Annotated in this window: 18 protein-coding genes and 2 tRNA genes; 10 read left to right on the plus strand and 10 right to left on the minus strand. The window is 44.7% G+C overall.

Annotated features, from left to right (window positions below):
* Window positions 1-5 precede the first annotated feature (5 nt).
* The gene (locus tag DWX33_RS01045; RefSeq protein WP_005856730.1) at window positions 6-545 is read right to left on the minus strand and encodes a pyruvoyl-dependent arginine decarboxylase; all 540 of its coding nucleotides are present in this window, start codon (window positions 543-545) and stop codon (window positions 6-8) included.
* A 196-nt stretch (window positions 546-741) separates the two neighbouring features.
* On the opposite strand from DWX33_RS01045, the gene DWX33_RS01050 reads away from it, so the two are divergent.
* The 3 genes from DWX33_RS01050 (at window position 742) to DWX33_RS01060 (ending at window position 1,713) form a co-directional block, all read left to right on the plus strand.
* On the plus strand, window positions 742-1,389 hold the full coding sequence (locus DWX33_RS01050) for a superoxide dismutase (protein WP_005862137.1): 648 nt from the start codon (window positions 742-744) through the stop codon (window positions 1,387-1,389).
* A 148-nt stretch (window positions 1,390-1,537) separates the two neighbouring features.
* Window positions 1,538-1,611 (plus strand) — tRNA-Thr (locus DWX33_RS01055).
* 19 nt (window positions 1,612-1,630) lie between these two features.
* Window positions 1,631-1,713: transfer RNA gene (locus tag DWX33_RS01060), tRNA-Tyr, on the plus strand.
* A 143-nt stretch (window positions 1,714-1,856) separates the two neighbouring features.
* Here DWX33_RS01060 and DWX33_RS01065 read toward each other — a convergent pair.
* Window positions 1,857-2,612, minus strand: a complete 756-nt coding sequence (locus DWX33_RS01065) for a NigD-like protein (RefSeq protein ID WP_005856726.1) — start codon at window positions 2,610-2,612, stop codon at window positions 1,857-1,859.
* A 126-nt stretch (window positions 2,613-2,738) separates the two neighbouring features.
* Window positions 2,739-3,572 carry a DUF5032 domain-containing protein gene (locus tag DWX33_RS01070; protein ID WP_005856724.1) on the minus strand — a complete coding sequence of 278 codons (834 nt, stop codon included), beginning with the start codon at window positions 3,570-3,572 and terminating at the stop codon, window positions 2,739-2,741.
* A gap of 205 nt (window positions 3,573-3,777) precedes the next feature.
* Between DWX33_RS01070 and xyl3A the strand changes: the two genes are divergently transcribed.
* On the plus strand, window positions 3,778-6,384 hold the full coding sequence (xyl3A, locus tag DWX33_RS01075) for a xylan 1,4-beta-xylosidase (RefSeq protein WP_008780553.1): 2,607 nt from the start codon (window positions 3,778-3,780) through the stop codon (window positions 6,382-6,384).
* 99 nt (window positions 6,385-6,483) lie between these two features.
* Here xyl3A and DWX33_RS01080 read toward each other — a convergent pair whose 3' ends face one another.
* Entirely contained in the window at window positions 6,484-7,722 is a 1,239-nt protein-coding gene (locus tag DWX33_RS01080; protein ID WP_122379694.1) for a hypothetical protein, read from the minus strand.
* A gap of 123 nt (window positions 7,723-7,845) precedes the next feature.
* Window positions 7,846-8,091 carry an RNA-binding protein gene (locus tag DWX33_RS01085; protein WP_005856718.1) on the minus strand — a complete coding sequence of 82 codons (246 nt, stop codon included), beginning with the start codon at window positions 8,089-8,091 and terminating at the stop codon, window positions 7,846-7,848.
* A 349-nt stretch (window positions 8,092-8,440) separates the two neighbouring features.
* On the opposite strand from DWX33_RS01085, the gene DWX33_RS01090 reads away from it, so the two are divergent.
* The 6 genes from DWX33_RS01090 (at window position 8,441) to DWX33_RS01115 (ending at window position 13,196) form a co-directional block, all read left to right on the plus strand.
* Window positions 8,441-9,139: an NDP-sugar synthase gene (locus DWX33_RS01090; protein WP_005856716.1), complete on the plus strand. Its 699-nt coding sequence runs from the start codon at window positions 8,441-8,443 to the stop codon at window positions 9,137-9,139.
* A gap of 16 nt (window positions 9,140-9,155) precedes the next feature.
* Window positions 9,156-10,019, plus strand: a complete 864-nt coding sequence (locus DWX33_RS01095) for a hypothetical protein (RefSeq protein ID WP_122379695.1) — start codon at window positions 9,156-9,158, stop codon at window positions 10,017-10,019.
* Between the two features lie 22 nt (window positions 10,020-10,041).
* Window positions 10,042-10,947, plus strand: coding sequence for a CDP-alcohol phosphatidyltransferase family protein (locus tag DWX33_RS01100; RefSeq protein WP_087342822.1), 906 nt, complete (start codon window positions 10,042-10,044; stop codon window positions 10,945-10,947).
* A 22-nt stretch (window positions 10,948-10,969) separates the two neighbouring features.
* A complete protein-coding gene (locus DWX33_RS01105) occupies window positions 10,970-11,692 on the plus strand; it encodes an HAD family hydrolase (protein ID WP_008778335.1) in 723 nt (240 codons plus the stop codon).
* Between the two features lie 90 nt (window positions 11,693-11,782).
* Window positions 11,783-12,589, plus strand: a complete 807-nt coding sequence (locus tag DWX33_RS01110) for a metallophosphoesterase (protein ID WP_087342825.1) — start codon at window positions 11,783-11,785, stop codon at window positions 12,587-12,589.
* Window positions 12,570-13,196 (plus strand): hypothetical protein, encoded by a 627-nt coding sequence (locus DWX33_RS01115; protein ID WP_005862117.1) that lies wholly within the window; start codon window positions 12,570-12,572, stop codon window positions 13,194-13,196. Before DWX33_RS01110 ends, DWX33_RS01115 begins: the two co-directional genes overlap by 20 nt.
* Window positions 13,197-13,274: 78 nt before the next feature.
* Here DWX33_RS01115 and DWX33_RS01120 read toward each other — a convergent pair whose 3' ends face one another.
* The 5 genes from DWX33_RS01120 to DWX33_RS01140 form a co-directional block, all read right to left on the minus strand.
* Window positions 13,275-13,895 carry an outer membrane beta-barrel protein gene (locus DWX33_RS01120; RefSeq protein ID WP_005862115.1) on the minus strand — a complete coding sequence of 207 codons (621 nt, stop codon included), beginning with the start codon at window positions 13,893-13,895 and terminating at the stop codon, window positions 13,275-13,277.
* A 30-nt stretch (window positions 13,896-13,925) separates the two neighbouring features.
* Entirely contained in the window at window positions 13,926-14,576 is a 651-nt protein-coding gene (locus tag DWX33_RS01125; protein ID WP_005862113.1) for a DUF4136 domain-containing protein, read from the minus strand.
* Window positions 14,577-14,684: 108 nt separating this feature from the next.
* A complete protein-coding gene (locus tag DWX33_RS01130) occupies window positions 14,685-15,746 on the minus strand; it encodes an endonuclease/exonuclease/phosphatase family protein (protein WP_005856700.1) in 1,062 nt (353 codons plus the stop codon).
* 107 nt (window positions 15,747-15,853) lie between these two features.
* Window positions 15,854-16,534, minus strand: a complete 681-nt coding sequence (locus tag DWX33_RS01135) for an OmpA family protein (protein ID WP_005856698.1) — start codon at window positions 16,532-16,534, stop codon at window positions 15,854-15,856.
* 46 nt (window positions 16,535-16,580) lie between these two features.
* Window positions 16,581-16,904 (minus strand): hypothetical protein, encoded by a 324-nt coding sequence (locus tag DWX33_RS01140; protein ID WP_005856696.1) that lies wholly within the window; start codon window positions 16,902-16,904, stop codon window positions 16,581-16,583.
* Window positions 16,905-16,945: the final 41 nt, after the last annotated feature.

Below are 16,945 nucleotides of genomic sequence, written 5' to 3' on the forward strand. Positions count from 1 at the left end.
ACGACTTATTCCTCGATCTCCGGTTGAAGGAAATCCACAAAGCAAAGGGCGGCCAACGCCGTTCCATAGCGTTTCTCGATCGTGATTCCCTCGGTGATAAAGTTAAGCTCTCCAAGATAATACTTCCCATACGTCTTCTGATGAAGATCGTTGATAACACGGATCAGACGAGACTCAAGCTCCTCGATACGGTAACGTCCGCTGACCTCACACACAAGGCCACCAACCTTCTCATCAAAGTTCTCATCCTTATACATCCATGCGTAAACCACACCAGCAGACACGAACTCATCCTGATATCCATGGGATACAGCCATGATCGTTTTCATTTCCGAACCAAATGGAGGAAGGTCTAGTTCATCCATGGTTGCCAGATGTGCCGTAGCGGGTATCACTGACGAATACGTCATGATATTGAAATCAGAGATACCGGCGTCATAAAGAGCCATGTGGTAAGAACCAGCGTGTTTCTCCAAGTCTGATTCGCCACTTCCTTTTGTAATAAAAAAGGTGTTTGGAATTAAATTCCCAACTTTCTTTACCATCTACAAATATGTTTTACTAATTAATAAAAGCTTAAGAGCGCACAAAAATAGAAACTTTCGCGATATATAACGCATAGTTTTCCCTATAAAACTTTAGCCGCAAACATATTTTCACTAAAAAATCATCACCGAACCCAGAACTTTCATCCCCTCGGCTCTGTTTATATAGTAAATCAACATAAAAAACTAGAAGACAATGCTTACATTATGTTTAAGTTTATTATTAATGATCACAAATAGTCAAATAACAGATAAAAAAGAAGAAGTTATGAAATTCGAGTTAATCCAGTTACCGTACGCAAACGACGGTTTAGAACCAGTTATCAGCAAACAAACAATTGATTTCCATTACGGAAAACATTTATTGAACTATGTAAATACCCTTAATAAGCTGATTGAGGGCACGAAATTCGAGAACGCTCCGCTGGAGCAGATCGTTCGTGAGTCTGACGGAGCCATTTTCAACAATGCCGGCCAAGTATTGAATCACAATCTATATTTTACCCAATTCTCCCCGAACGGAGGTGGCGAGCCTACGGGTAAGCTAGCCGAGGCTATCAAGTCTACGTGGGGATCGTTCGAGAACTTCCAGAAAGAGTTCGTGGCTGCCGGTACAGGCTTGTTCGGCTCAGGATGGGTATGGTTGGCTAAAGATAAAGACGGCAAACTTTCAATTACCAAAGAACCCAACGGTAGTAACCCGGTCGTTAAGGGATTGACTCCGATCATGGGATTCGATGTATGGGAGCATTCTTACTATCTGGATTACCAGAACCGCCGTGCGGATCATTTGAACGCATTGTGGGGGATTATCGACTGGGAAACCGTTGGTAAGAGATATTGATTTAATTTGATGTAAGTTACGTGTAGAGAAGAGCCGCCCGGGAGTTTTCCCGGACGGCTTTTTTCGTTCCCTTTTGAAAAAAAATACCTCCAGCTATTGCATCGTAAGATATTATTACTACCTTTGCACCCGCAAACGAATAACAGATGCCTCTTTAGCTCAGTTGGCCAGAGCACGTGATTTGTAATCTCGGGGTCGTTGGTTCGAATCCGACAAGAGGCTCAAAAGAATGTATTGGAATGGGCAGTTACCAGAGTGGCCAAATGGGGCTGACTGTAACTCAGCTGGCTTTCGCCTTCGGTGGTTCGAATCCATCACTGCCCACGAATAAAAAGGACTCTTCTTAGAGTCCTTTTTTGTTTCTATCCATAAAAAAAGTCCTTCCCTATCACTAGGAAAGAACTTTCAAAAAGCAAGGGAGATTCACTCCCTGCCAAATCCCCATCTATTTAAACGATCAAACCGACCTATTTCAAATTTAAGGCGCTTCTCTCGGCAGCTATGGATGCTTTTGCCGGAGTAGACTTGCGTGAACAATAATTGAATTCCACAGATTTATCGCCATCGAATGACTTCCATTTTAATTTCAACTTAACCGTCTTACCATTCGTATCCGGAAGGCTATCCAATTTAAAAGCGACCAGTCCATCCGCATATGCGCCATATACATCGCCATAAGCATTATGGCGGAACTCTACCTCATAAGGATTCTCCGGGTCCTTGCCTGTCAGTAGGTTTACAAAATGAGCCTTATTGCGGTCTCCCCAGATCGTCCTGAAACGGAGTGTCAGATATCCGTCCTCGGCGATGGTAACCCAATCGTTCACGATCTCCACAGGGTCGGAGCCATAGATCGAATCGTTGCTAGTCACCCCCAAATCCGGAGCGATTGGTTTTGTAAGGATACTGTCGATCCAATTAATATTTACGGCCTTGCTGTAAATTCCGCTAGACTCGTTCGTCTCGTCAAAATTCACCAACGCTCTCACCTCCTTCTGCCCGAAGGGAGAAGAGGTCATATTGACAGGCAACAAGGTCGTGCTATCATCCAATTGAAGAAAATATGAACCATCATCGACCGGCTTAACCGTCACCAACGCATTCGGCAACACTTTACTGTAAGGATAATCATCATCATCGTCCAAGCAAGATTGAAACCCCATAAAACAAGTAGCCGCCATTACACCTACAACTAATTTCCTAAAATTAAAGAATCCGTTCATAATACTTCCTTTCTAAGTTTATCAATTAAACTAATCAACCTTTTAATTCTATAAAATTAGAAATGCGTTTTAGGGCGGAAATGCTGCATATGCGTATGTTAATTAAACCAAACAAGGCATGGTTCCTTATTTCACGGCGAAATTATACTCGAAAGTATACTTATAAGAGCTTGCGGTTCCTCCGTCATTCTCATCGATAGTCATACCCGTTATATAATCTCCCACGGTGGTATAGGTGTATTTGTACTCAGCTTTCACCTCGCTCTGGTTAGGGATCGTATAGGTGTAGGCACGGATCGGAAGATTCCGGTTCTGGATACCATATAACAAGTTCAGAGGAGTTACAGACTCAAAGCCAACCGGCGAGAAAGAACCGATCACTCGCAGAGGGAAGTTCTTAGGAGCCTCCGCCACGCTATACTCGTACCTCATCTCCCGGCTATCCAATGACTGGGCATATAGAACCACGTTGCCGTTCTCCCATGTATATTTCTCGTACTCCGGATAACTTCTCTCCTCGTATCCCGTCCCAAACTCTTTCGGCCAACGGGCATTCCAAGAAGTCAACACCCAATTCGAGCCTGAATAACGATAGGAATATTCATCGCTTACATAGATCTCGTTGCTGGCGTATGGATTCTCTTGAGAGATCTTCTTACTTGTAATTACATTTCCGCTTAATGTATATTCCTCTATAACCTCACCGGAATGAATGCCCGTGACAGAGAATTTACCATCCGAATAAATGAACAATAACTTATCCACTCCCAAATTTATATTTGAGATCTTGCCATCGCTCGTATAATTGATATCAGCGGTAAAAAGCGGGCTTGAAGCTCCATCTTTATAACAAGAAACTTTCGTTAGCTTATTCAATTCCGGAACAACGGGATCGTCATCGTCTCCGCAGGCCGTCAAACTAGCGGCCCCTATTAGTAACAAAAATAGATACTTCTTCATCATTCTTTCGTGTTTTAATCTGTTACGGCAAAAGTAGGGCTTTTAAATGAATAACCACGAAAGTAACCTATTTTAAGTATTCCTGTTTGAAAAAATGCTTCTAAAATCGTAGTTTTGCATCATCAATATCAAAGATAACGATCTATCTTAAAATAGTTTACAATAAGTAATAATGTAAGATAAACAATATCTAAAATTTAATAACATGAAAATGAAACAACTGACAGTAGCGATGATCACCCTCCTACTCACCGCCTCTTGTAGTGAAAAACAACAAGATTACCCTTTCCGGAATCCGGAACTTCCCTTGGAGGAACGTATCGACGACTTACTATCCCGGCTGACACCGGAGGAGAAAATCGGCCAAATGATGAACGTAACCCCCGCCATCGAGCGTTTGGGAATCCCGACTTACGACTGGTGGAACGAGGCTCTTCACGGCGTGGCTCGTGCCGGACGTGCGACCGTATTCCCGCAAGCGATCGCCATGGCGGCTACCTTCGACGATAACGCCGTTCACGAGACCTTCACGATGGTCAGCGACGAGGCCCGTGCCAAATACCACCAATACCAGAAAGACAAGGAGTACGACCGTTACAAAGGTCTTACTTTCTGGACCCCGAATATCAATATCTTCCGTGACCCTCGCTGGGGACGGGGTATGGAAACCTATGGCGAGGACCCTTACTTGACCGAGAAGATGGGTGTAGCCGTAACCCGCGGATTGCAAGGCGATGATCCTAATTATTATAAGACACACGCTTGCGCCAAGCATTACGCCGTACACAGCGGCCCGGAATGGAACCGCCACGAATTCAACGCAGAAGCTACCCCTCGTGACTTGTACGAGACGTATCTTCCAGCTTTCGAGGCATTAGTTAAGGAAGGCGATGTACAAGAGGTAATGTGCGCCTACAATCGTTTCGAGGGTAAACCTTGCTGTAGTAGCGACAAATTATTGATCGATATCTTGCGTAACAGTTGGGGATACGACAATATCATCCTGTCCGATTGCGGTGCTATCGATGATTTCTGGAGGAAAGACAAGAATACGCCTCGTCATGAGACGCACCCGGACGCTGAGAGCGCATCCGCCGACGCCGTATTGAACGGTACCGACCTAGAATGTGGCGGTAGCTACCGTGCGCTAAACAAAGCCTTGGCCGACGGTAAGATCTCGGAGAAAGATCTGGACGTATCCTTACGCCGCCTGCTGAAAGGTCGCTTCGAGCTAGGTATGTTCGATCCGGACGAGCGGGTTCCTTATTCTAAAATACCTTACAGCGTAGTCGAGAGCCCGGAGCATATCGCCAAGGCACTGGATATGGCACGTAAAAGTATCGTTTTGTTGAAGAACAAGAATAATATGCTTCCTCTGGACAAGAATATCAAGAAGATCGCCGTAGTAGGACCGAACGCAGCGGACTCTACCATGCTATGGGCCAACTACAACGGCTTCCCTAGCAAGACCGTTACGATCGTGGAAGGTATCCGCAATAAAGTCCCGAACGCAGAGGTTATCTACGAGCTGGGTTGCAACCATACTGCCGATTTTGTCGTGACAGACCTAGGTAGCCACGTATCTTCCACGGCGGGACAGGGTTTCGCCTCCGAATTCTTCAACAATACCGAGTTCGAGGGTACCCCCGCCTACAAGGGATTAGCGAAAGAGCTTCATTATACCACTGGAGGTAACACCCAATTCGCCCCGAACGTGAACTTGACGAATTTCACGGCTCGCTTTACGGGTGAATTCGAGTCTCCGATAGATGGTCCTGTCGAGTTCAAACTATCCGGAAACGACGCATTCCGCCTGTATATCGATACGGCTAAAGTCGCCGAGGTATGGGAAAACGAATATGGAGCGGAAAAACTCTATACGCTAAACGCTAAGAAAGGTGAGAAATATCCCATAAAGATCGAATACATGCAACGCACGGGTAGCGCTGATCTGAACTTTACGGTAGGCGTACGCACACCCGTAGATTTCCAAGCTACGGCCAGCAAGGTTAAAGACGCTGATGTCATCGTATTCGTAGGTGGTATTTCTCCACGTCTGGAAGGTGAGGAAATGCCGGTAGACGCTGAAGGTTTCCGGAAAGGCGACCGCACGAATATCGAGATCCCGGCCGTACAGAAGGAAATGGTCAAAGCCTTGGTAGCCACCGGAAAGCCTGTAGTATACGTGGTATGTACGGGTAGCGCATTGGCATTGAACTGGGAGAACGATCATGTAAACGCTATCTTGAACGCTTGGTATGGCGGACAAGAAGGTGGAACAGCCGTGGCCGACGTTTTATTCGGAGACTATAACCCGGCCGGACGCTTGCCGATCACGTTCTATAAATCCGTAGACCAGCTTCCGGACTTCCAAGATTACAGCATGAAAGGCCGTACCTATCGTTACATGACGCAGACTCCGCTTTATCCGTTCGGTTATGGCTTGAGCTATACGACATTCGATTATAAGAACGCCAAGTTATCAAAGGATAAGATCGCTTCCAACGAATCGGTTACCCTCTCCTTCGATATCGCCAATACAGGCAAGATGGATGGTGACGAGGTCGCTCAGATCTACATCAAGAACCCGAACGATCCTGCCGGACCGCTAAAAGCGATGAAAGCATTCAAACGTGTGAACGTGAAGGCTGGCAGCGAACAACCGGTTAGCATCCAATTGGAACCGAAAGCTTTCCAATCCTTCAATGACAATACGCAGACCATGGAGGTTCGCCCGGGTAAATACCAAATCCTATATGGAGGTTCCTCGGACGATAAGACACTGAAAAAGATTGATTTAGTAATTGAATAAAAACACTATTGTATTCACGGCTGAACACAATAGTATTCATAGAAAAACACAGTAGTATTCACAATCGAATACTACTGTGTTTATGTATGAAGGTAATGATCAGAATTTTTTAATCAAGAAAGACGGATTGATACGCATGTAAACCCCTGCCGTAAAACTCGTGGCGCTTCCCATCGGTTGTTTTACTCCATCCGCATCATTCATATCTCCGGAGAGATGATGAAAAACGTCCACATCTACCCCTATCGAGAAACCCTTCGCTAGTTGCCGGGAATATTCCACCCCCAGATAGATCATTTGCGGACGGTCGAACGTAACCCCCTCATCAATCATCGAGGCCGCCCCGAAAAACGGGCTACCAAACATAGAGATGAAATCCTTGCAGGTCCAATACGACGTTTTCACCCGAAAATCATAGATATCGGCGGAAGCACGGGCATACAAGCCATATCCGCTGTCAAAAGGCCATATCTCTCCCGCTTGCTGATAATAACCGGTAGCATCCAGTTCCACGTTCAAGTTCTTGAAAATACGATGTCCGGTATTCCATACACCTCCGACACCGATCGCGCCATTCATCAAGGTTTGCACGGAATTGTTGAAGATCGTGTCGATCTCGCCTCCCCTATGCTGCACCAATCCTTGCACCGGCGTATAGAAATGGAAACGGGAAGCCGGGTCGTTGTACTTTAGCCGTGAAGAGATCCCGACGGTAAACGCCTCTTGATGCACATCCTCCCGGAAAATAAAGCTCTGCCAGTTCACCCACACATCCAAGTCGAAAGCCTTCGAGTCATACAACAACTGCAAGCCCGCCTCGGGATCGCAGGTCAAATTCAACTCCGGATTATAAAGAGGCTCTATCAAATTATGGTTGGAAGCGCCGTAAATATTTCCCAGCACGATGTTCACATGATCCGAGAGGGCCATCTGCGCCCGGAAATAGGGCAACACATGTACCCCTTTTTGGTATTGGTCTCCCTTCCAATAAGCGATATCCTGATAAGCCATGCTCGGATATTTATTCGCCCCATGATAGATCAACATATGGACACCCGCCTCCAACTTGATATTCCGCAAGGGATAATAAACCGCTTTGCCTTGTACCCAAAGCCCCGGCAACGAATACCCTTTGGTAAATTTACCCGTATACTCGTTATCCTTGAAGAAGCTAATATTATCCAACTCCACGGACAACTCCCGGGCCTTCTCCGGGTCGATATGATAATCCGTCTTATAGACACGATCCGCGATCTGCGCCTTCAGCGAGAGAGACCAACTCCCCAATCCCATCAAGCAAAGACCCACAATGAGACTCCTAACACCTATATTCTTCATCACTCTTAAAATTTCTCGCGAACATAAACAAAATACACCGAAAAAAGAAAGCGGGGAAACGGAAGTTTTCACCTCGTTTCCCCGCTTTTTCGTCTTATTTTAAAAATTTCTTTCTTCTAAAATTTAACGTCTAGGGATAGCTTCTTTAACAACCATCTGACGACCTTCGTACTCAGCTTGGTTCAACTCCTCGATAGCTTTTTGAGCCTCTGCAGCGTTAGGCATCTCAGCGAAAGCGAAGCCCTTAGAACGTTTTGTGTCACGGTCAACAATGATTTTAACTGAGTCTACAACACCATACTCTTCCAGAATCTGTTGTAAGTCTGATTCTCTTACCCGATAATTCAGGTTTCCAATGTAAATATTCATACGAAAATGATATAAAAAAATAAAAATTAATAATAAAACAAGGATGGTTGGTGAAGTCAATCTCTAAAAGAAAGTATTATCATCGCTGATGAATAAATGCTAAAAGATAAAAGAGCTATACAAACTATCTTTTGTTCATGGCACAAAGGAAAGCATTCTATTTGAATTAGCAACTATAAAACGATAATTATTTTCAAAAAAACATTCAAGCTCTTTATAACGTCTTTGTTGTTCTAGTCAAATAGTCCTAATTTATAGAAATTTTGACCAATTATATCAACGATATAGCCTAAAACTATCTCAGAAATCTCGTAACTTTGCGAAATTATTATTTGAACTAATAAAAGTTATGGATTACGCGATCATTGCCGCCGGCGAAGGCTCCCGCTTGGCGCAAGAAGGTGTTAAGTGGCCAAAGCCTCTGGTTAGACTCAACGGTGTCGCTCTGATAGACCGGTTGATAGACGTTTTTTTGAAAAATAACGCTACCTCTATCAGTATCATCGTAAACGAGGAGATGACCGAGGTACAGGATTACCTGAAGGCCCTGCGACTACCTATACCCTTTTACCTGTTGGTAAAATCCACCCCCAGCTCTATGCACAGCTTCTACGAGCTGAGTCATTATCTGGACGGTGATAAGATTTGTTTAACTACTGTAGACACGATCTTCAAGGAAGAAGAGTTCAGCGGCTATATCCAACAGTTCATCCAAGAGGATAAACTGGACGGATTGATGGCCGTCACTGATTTTATTGATGACGAGAAACCCTTATATGTAGAAACAGACAACGAACTTTACATCCGGAATTTCCTAGATCAGGCAGACGGTGATTGCCGTTACATATCGGGAGGTATCTATTGCTTGAGGCGTCCGGCTCTGGGTGTATTGAACAACGCCATCTCGCAGGGAATGTCGAGAATGCGCAATTATCAACGGCAGCTCATCGCCGAGGGGTTGAGGCTAAAGGCCTATCCTTTCAGCAAGATCATCGACGTGGATCACGCCGATGACATTTTGAAAGCCGAATCATTTTTAAAGTCATAAAGAATACTGTCTAACAATGAGTAAATTAACTTTAGCAGGTATCCGCAGAGGAAATCAATTCTCCCCCAATCATATCGGCAACGACGCGGCGATCTTCGCCTTGACAGCCCAGCATTTACGAAAATTGGGATGCGATGTAAACGAATATATCGAATCGGATCTGCTGCTACAAGACCCGAAGGAAAAGGGTATCTTTAATATGGTAAGAGACTGGAAGTCCATCCATAAGCTGCAAGAACTAGAGGATAAAAATTATTTCGTGGTGAACTCGGGTTACGGGATCGAGAATTGTACCCGTGAGAAAATGACCCGCCTCCTATTATCCAACCATATCTCCCATCCGGCAAGCTTAATCTTACGGACAGATGAGGATCCGACAGAAGCCCTTGAGAAAGCCGGTTTCTTTAATTGCTGGATCAAACGGGGAGATTTCCACGCCATTCATAGGGAAGACGTCACCTACGTAAGAAATCCGGAAGAGGCGAGAAGCATACTGAAGGAATACGCCATCCGTGGTATCCCGTCGGCGGTAATCAATGAGCATCTGGTAGGCGATTTGGTGAAATTTTACGGGGTAGCTGGAACCGATTTCTTTTATTGGTTCTATCCATCGAACATGCATCATAGTAAATTTGGCTTAGAAGTTATCAATGGTACAGCGAAGGGGATCCCCTTCGACGAAGCGCAGCTTCGTCTGCTCTGCCACAAGGCAGCCGAGGTATTGAACGTGCATATATACGGGGGAGATTGTATCGTCTCCGAGGATGGTGTCATGCGAATTATCGATTTCAACGATTGGCCCAGTTTCGCCCCTTGCCGGGAAGAAGCGGCGCCAAACATCGCACGTCGCATCTGGGATCTTATGCGAGAACACATCTAAAATCGTTTTAACAAAATCAATCATGAGTAAGACTAAGTCTACTCCCAGTCTGGAGTCAACCTTAAAATCTCTGGACACCGAGGAGTTTATCGATATTCATTTCTATCGTCCCATTGGTTACCAATGGGCTTTGTTCTTTAATAAATTGGGAGTATCGCCCAATAGCATCACGATCGCCAGCATCTTTATCGGCATAGCGGCAGGTATCTGTTTCTATTTCCAGAGCCTCGCTATCAACGTGATCGGCATGTTACTGTTAATCTGGGCAAACTCATATGATAGCGCAGACGGACAATTGGCCCGTATGACCGGACAGAAAAGTGCCTTGGGACGTATCTTGGACGGTGCCGCCGGCGATTTCTGGTTTATCGCTATCTACGCGGCAATCTGCTTACGCCTCACGCCGGAATGGGGAATATGGATCTGGCTATTGGCGGCTACGACGGGATTCTTCCATAGCAAGCAAGCGGCCATGGCGGATTATTATCGCAATATTCACTTGTTGTTCTTGAAAGGTAAATCGGGTAGCGAGCTCTCCCACTCTCCCCTATTGAAGGAGAATTATAAGAAGATGAGTTGGAAACATGACTTTATCTATAAATTGTTCGAGACCTTCTACATTAATTATACGATAGGTCAAGAAGCATGGACACCTAAATTCCAACACATGATGAACATCATCCGTGAGAAATACAACGGACAAGCGCCGGAATGGTTCCGTAAGGCTTTTCGAACAAAGAGCCTGCCATTAATGAAATATACAAATATGCTATCATTCAATACTCGGGTGATCGCTTTGTTTGTCAGCCTTTTCATCGACATGCCTTGGCTGTATTTCGTATTCGAGCTGACCGTATTAAACTCGATGTTGCTCTATATGATCAAAAAGCATGAGCATATTTGTGAAGATTTCAGCAAACAGTTATAACGTTTTTTTACCCCATTCGATTATGTTCAATTTAGACAAAGTAAAAGGAATCCTCTTTGATTACGGCGGAACGATAGACAGTAACGGCATGCACTGGGCAGAGGTGATCTGGATGGCGTATGAGGCCTTGAAGGTTCCCGTATCCAAAGCGGTTTTCCGTGATGCCTATGTACATGGAGAAAGAACGCTTGGAAAGAATCCGATCGTGAAGCCTCATCATACGTTTTTGGATATGTTGCGCTTGAAAAGCGATTTACAAATCCAATGGCTGAAAGAGAACGGGCATTTATCCGCCGAGGCGATTACCCCGGAGTTACCGGAACAATTAGCGGATTGGTGTTACGAATACGCCCGGAAGGCAATCGATAGCGCCCGCCCCATTCTGGAGCAATTAGCGGAACGTTACCCATTGGTATTGGTATCGAACTTCTATGGGAACATAGAATCCGTGTTGAAAGATTTCGGTTTGGATCATTTATTCGGCGCTATCGTGGAATCGGCGGTCGTAGGTATCCGTAAGCCGGACCCGGCGATCTTCCGATTAGGAGTGGATAAACTGGGATTTCCCGCCGACGAGATTGTTGTCGTAGGTGATTCCTATGATAAGGATATCGTCCCCGCCACCCGGATCGGATGCCAGACAATCTGGCTAAAAAGTATTGGTTGGAGCGCTTATAAAGGAAATGAGACTGCCGATATCGTATTATCTGACTTCACGGAAATAAAGCAAGTATTCGCTTTATAGAATATACATTTTAGACCAGTATAAGCTCAGAAATGACCTTTTTTGGTACTGATAGCATCCTAACTTTGCATATAAAAAAGTTAGGATGCTATGTTTTTAAAGAAATACATATGGCTTTCTGCCGCTACGCTCCTCACGGCTTGCGACTTAATCGACTATCATCCGTATGACGGCCGTCTGGATTCCGATACTTCCCAGGAGATCAACCCGACCAATATCGAGCGTATCGAGAAAGTCTGCGAAGGGAAAGACACGATCCGTTTTATTTTTATGGGCGATACCCAGCGGAGTTATAACGAGACGGAAGATTTCGTCAAGTACGTTAATCAATTAGATAGCATCGATTTCATTATCCATGGAGGAGATTATACGGAGTTCGGCTTAAAGAAGGAATTCGAGTGGAACGATGATATCTTGTCCAAACTAAAAGTGCCTTACGTAGGGTTGATCGGTAATCACGACGTGATCGGTAATGGCGACCAAGTATTTCGTAAAATCTTTGGGAATGAGAACTTCTCGTTTGTCGTGAGCGACGTGAAATTCGTATGCCTCAATACGAACGCTATCGAGTATGATTATTCCCATCCGGTACCCGATTTTAATTTCCTAAAGAATGAGATAGCGGATAGTACCCGTAATAAACGCACGATCGTAGTCATGCACGCCCCTCCCGGGAACGAACAGTTCGACAATAACGTGAAAGACGTGTTCCAACTTTATATCAAGACATTACCATCTTTAATGTTCTGCTTGCATGCGCATAACCATTGCGTATCGGCAGCCGATTTGTTTGAGGATGGTATTATCTACTACGGTTGCGCCAATATCGCCAAACGAAGTTATCTTCTTTTTACCTTAACCCCTGATGATTATATGTATGAAGTGGTCAATTTTTAAGCTTCTCCTCTTAACTTGTGTCTTTCCCCTTACACTCCATGCGCAAGAGGATAAATACACGAAACGAGTGCAACGGTACGAGAACGCATGGCAACGGGTCATCCCCCGCTATACGAAAGTACAATTCGCAGGTTCCATGGCGATGCTCTCCGTGGGTACCGGTTGGAATTATTACCGGAATCATTGGGAAACGGATATGTTGCTGGGTATCGTCCCCCGCAACGCGAATGATCACGCGAACGTGACTTTCACCTTGAAACAAAACTATTTTCCTTGGAATATCGATCTGGGAGAAAAAGTATCTTTCGAGCCTCTTTGTTGCGGTATCTACGTAAATTTCCTATTTGACCGGGATTTCTGGGCCAAGCAACCGAATAAGTATCCCCCGGGATATTATTGGTTCTCCACCCGCATCCGTAACCATATCTTTATCGGGGAGCGGATCACGCTCAAACTGAATCCAAATAGTAGCTGGCATAAATCCATCAGCTTCTTCTATGAGTTGAGCACTTGCGATTTGTATATAATAAACGCTATCGGCAACAGCTACTTGAAGCCAAAAGATTATTTAAGCCTTTCATTCGGGGTGAAACTACAGATCCTATAAAAGCAAGAAACGGAAGACATTCACTGCCCTCCGTTTCCCTAAACTACATAAAACACTTAAAAGAACAAACGTTGTCTATCAGAACGCTAGACCTAAGCGGATACCCCAGTTATTCAAACCATCGATATGATAGCTGAGGACATCCCCCTTGTTGGTAGCGTAGTTATAATAAGCGGCCATATGTACGCCGATCTGTTTCTGAGGTGTGAAGTACACGGTCATACCGATCTCGGGAGCTACATAGAATCCCCAGTTACGATCATAAACCTTCAACACGTTCATGTAGGTAGACATCTCACTATAGCTAGCACCTAACTGAGCGCCAACATACGGTTGGAATTGTCCTTCCGGAGCGAAGTTATAACGGAAAGCTGCGCCAAAAGGCAACTGGAAGATAGAATGCTGTTGATCGGAAGTGATTACGGATGTTGAGTTTACCGGAATCGTCTGGCGGTCCACATACTCATTATTTGTATGATAAGAGATGAACGCACCTATAGCGAAATTAGGAATCACATAGTAACCACCCTCAGCGTGAGCACCCCAACCGCTAGTCTTCTTTGAGAAGTCTTGACCGAATGGAGAGTTGATCTGCCAGTCTACATTAAAATACGCGTTTTTCAAAACCTGGGCGCCAGCCAGAGCAGGCATCGCCATACAAACGATGAGTAAAGCGATTAATTTATTTATCTTTTTCATAGAACCTCAAACTTTTAATCATTCGAATTATTATTTCTTTACGTACGGAGATTGTACAAATGCTTGCTCGATAGCACGAACAGCTAGCTGAGTGTCGAATTTATCGGAACCAGACAACAAGCCACTCATGTAAGCGGTCCAAAGAACCGGAAGTTTAGCATCTGCCTTAGAAGCGGCAGGAGCATCCAAATCCACTAACTCAGTCAACAAGGAACCTACACTATAGCTATACACTACAGGATACGGGTAATACCAATTACCCCAACCCGGTCCCCAGTAACCCGGACTCCAATATCCCGGATAGTTCCACCACCAGTACGGGTAGTTGTAGCCATCGTTGTAGTCAGCGAAATATTGAGTACTTTGTACGTAAGAAACTTGCAGACCTAAGTCGGCGTTATCTTTGTCTAGCGTGCGTTTGAAACCGCGGCTTTCCATATTATTCACCAACGTAGTGATAATATCGTCTGCTTCATTGGCTGTCCAGAACTGAGGTTTCTCGCTTGTGCCGATAACCAATACACTATCCGGAATGTAGAACGTAGTGAACGATTCGAATTTCGCGTCCTTATCATGATTCGTGAACACCAGAAAATCATTGTCCAATTTCGACATGTCCGGGTCCTTTTGGCAAGAAGCCAGCAGAAGAACTAACAGAAAAAAAGGAAAAATCTTTTTCATCTCATTTTAACGTTTAAAACAGTTTATACTATTATTTGTGCTTATATATAAGTCACTATTAAAACAGCATGAGTTGAAAAAGGTTCTAAAACTATCCTTTTGGGTGTGTTAATTAACATATCCTAACCATACGACGGGCTTATGGTCACTGTAGTCTAAATTAGGAGAATCATAAGTTACACCCTTAAAATCAGGAGAATAAATTATGTAATCAATTCGAAATATACGCTTTAATTGACGAAAGGTGTACCCGAAACCGGAGCCACAGTCACGAAACCCATCCGTTAAATCACCTTTCACGGTACGGTACGTATAAGAGGCCGGTGTATCATTAAAATCACCGCAAAGAATCACGGGCCCCTCCCCGGCATCCAACATCTGACGGATATAATCCGCCTGAGTAGCCCGTTTCACGAAATTCTTCTTCATCTGAAAAGCCATATGGAAGGCGGCCTCGGTTTCCTCCAATTGTTTACCCTCGGCATGGGCTTGGTAAAGACGAGGCTTTACGGCATTCACGCTAGTCGTTTGGAAATGGTTATTAAATACACGAACACTATCCCCTTGGATATCCATGACGGCAAACAAGGATTTATTGCTAGACTCCGGGTATAGGATAGACTCAAAACGAAGGATCGGATATTTACTGAAAATAGCGTTGCCCGCCGCTTTCGTAGCCGAACGGGTAGAGCAATAATACGGTAGGAACGATAAGGTCTTGGCGACAGAATCCATCCGCAGGGCCGATTCAACAGGGCATTCTTGGAGGCAAACGATATCCGGGTCCTCCTTTCTCAGCCAATCCGCTATATTAGGAAGCTGTTTCTTTCCGTCCGTATTGAAATTATTCACGTTATAGGTAATCACCTTAACCGCTTCTTTCCCTATCGGAATCTCTTTAGGGAAGACCCGTATCTGGAACATCGATATCAAAAACTCCCAGTTCAACAATAACGCCGCCAAAGGTACCCAGCACCAATGGCTCCTAAAGACACACCACATCAAGAAAAGACATAGATTGACCGCCAATACCGGTAATAACACCAATCCGGGAAACGAGATCCACTCCTTCCCTTCCGGATTCATACGTCCGGTAGCGAATCCGGCTATGGCTGCCACGGCAAAAGCGATCGTAATCAACACAAATAAAATATATATCAACTTCTTCATCCTTCCTATCCTGCGATTTAAACAAAAAAGGGACTATCCGGAAAAGACAGTCCCCCAATTCATACACTATAACCTGTCCGCTTCCGGCAGGGATAGCTTTAAAAAACTTATCGAAGCGTTCCTTGTTGAGCCTCTTGGATCATCTTCTGATTAGCCAAGATCACGATCTCAACACGACGGTTCAACGAACGACCCTCGGGAGTGTCATTGCTAGCCACAGGATCATGTATACCTTTGCCTTCATAAACCATACGATCCGTACTTACCCCCTGCATCATCAGGTAATCGTAAACGCTCTTCGCACGTTTCTCGGACAAGGTCTGGTTATAATCCACCTTGCCGGTGTTATCCGTAAAGCCGATGATTCGGATATCCGTATCCGGATTGGCCTTCAAACTGGTAGCGAAGTTACGCAAGGCACTCTTGGAAGCGTCGCTCAACGTACTCGAGTTCGTGGCAAACAAGATACCGGAGTCAAAAGTAACCTTCAAGGCCTCACCATTGTTCACGCTTTCGATCTTCGTGTCCTCAGGCAGGGTAGCTTCCAGCTCCTTCTTCTGCTTATCCATTTTCTTACCGATTAACGCACCGGCTGTACCACCTACGGCCGCACCGATCACGGCACCCAATGCGGTATTTCCGGCCAAGGCACCAACGCCAGCTCCGACAGCGGCACCACCGCCTACACCGATCGCCGTACCCTTCGCCGTGTTATTCCACGTTCCGCAACTCGTAAACACCACTGCCATACATAGCAGTAAAACAGATAATAATTTAATGTTCCTCATCATCTTCTACAATTTCACTTAAACAACTTTATATATATAACAAATATCAATCAAACATGTTGATCGAATCGCAATATTCAAGTTCTCCTTGTACTATAAAAGTGATTTCCTCCGGTTCGAATTTGCCTACGCCGTCTTTCTGGGCGTTCTTAATTACATAATTTACAACCTCTTCCTCATCGATCTCGATCTCATCGTCGCCATCATCATCTAGCATGCCATTAGATTCATAGAAGTCGTAGATCAAGTCTACGATATAGTTGATATCGTCATTACTGAACTTTCCTTTCAGTTCTTGGGGAAGATAATTCTGGATAAATTTTACGGAATCATCCTCGTCATAAAGTAGCTCGTCATTGTTCGTGCTCATAATTAATCTTGTTTAATTGGTTTGAATAGCGGCAAATGTAC

Source organism: Parabacteroides sp. AF19-14 (genome assembly GCF_003635485.1).
GTDB classification, from domain to species: domain Bacteria; phylum Bacteroidota; class Bacteroidia; order Bacteroidales; family Tannerellaceae; genus Parabacteroides; species Parabacteroides distasonis.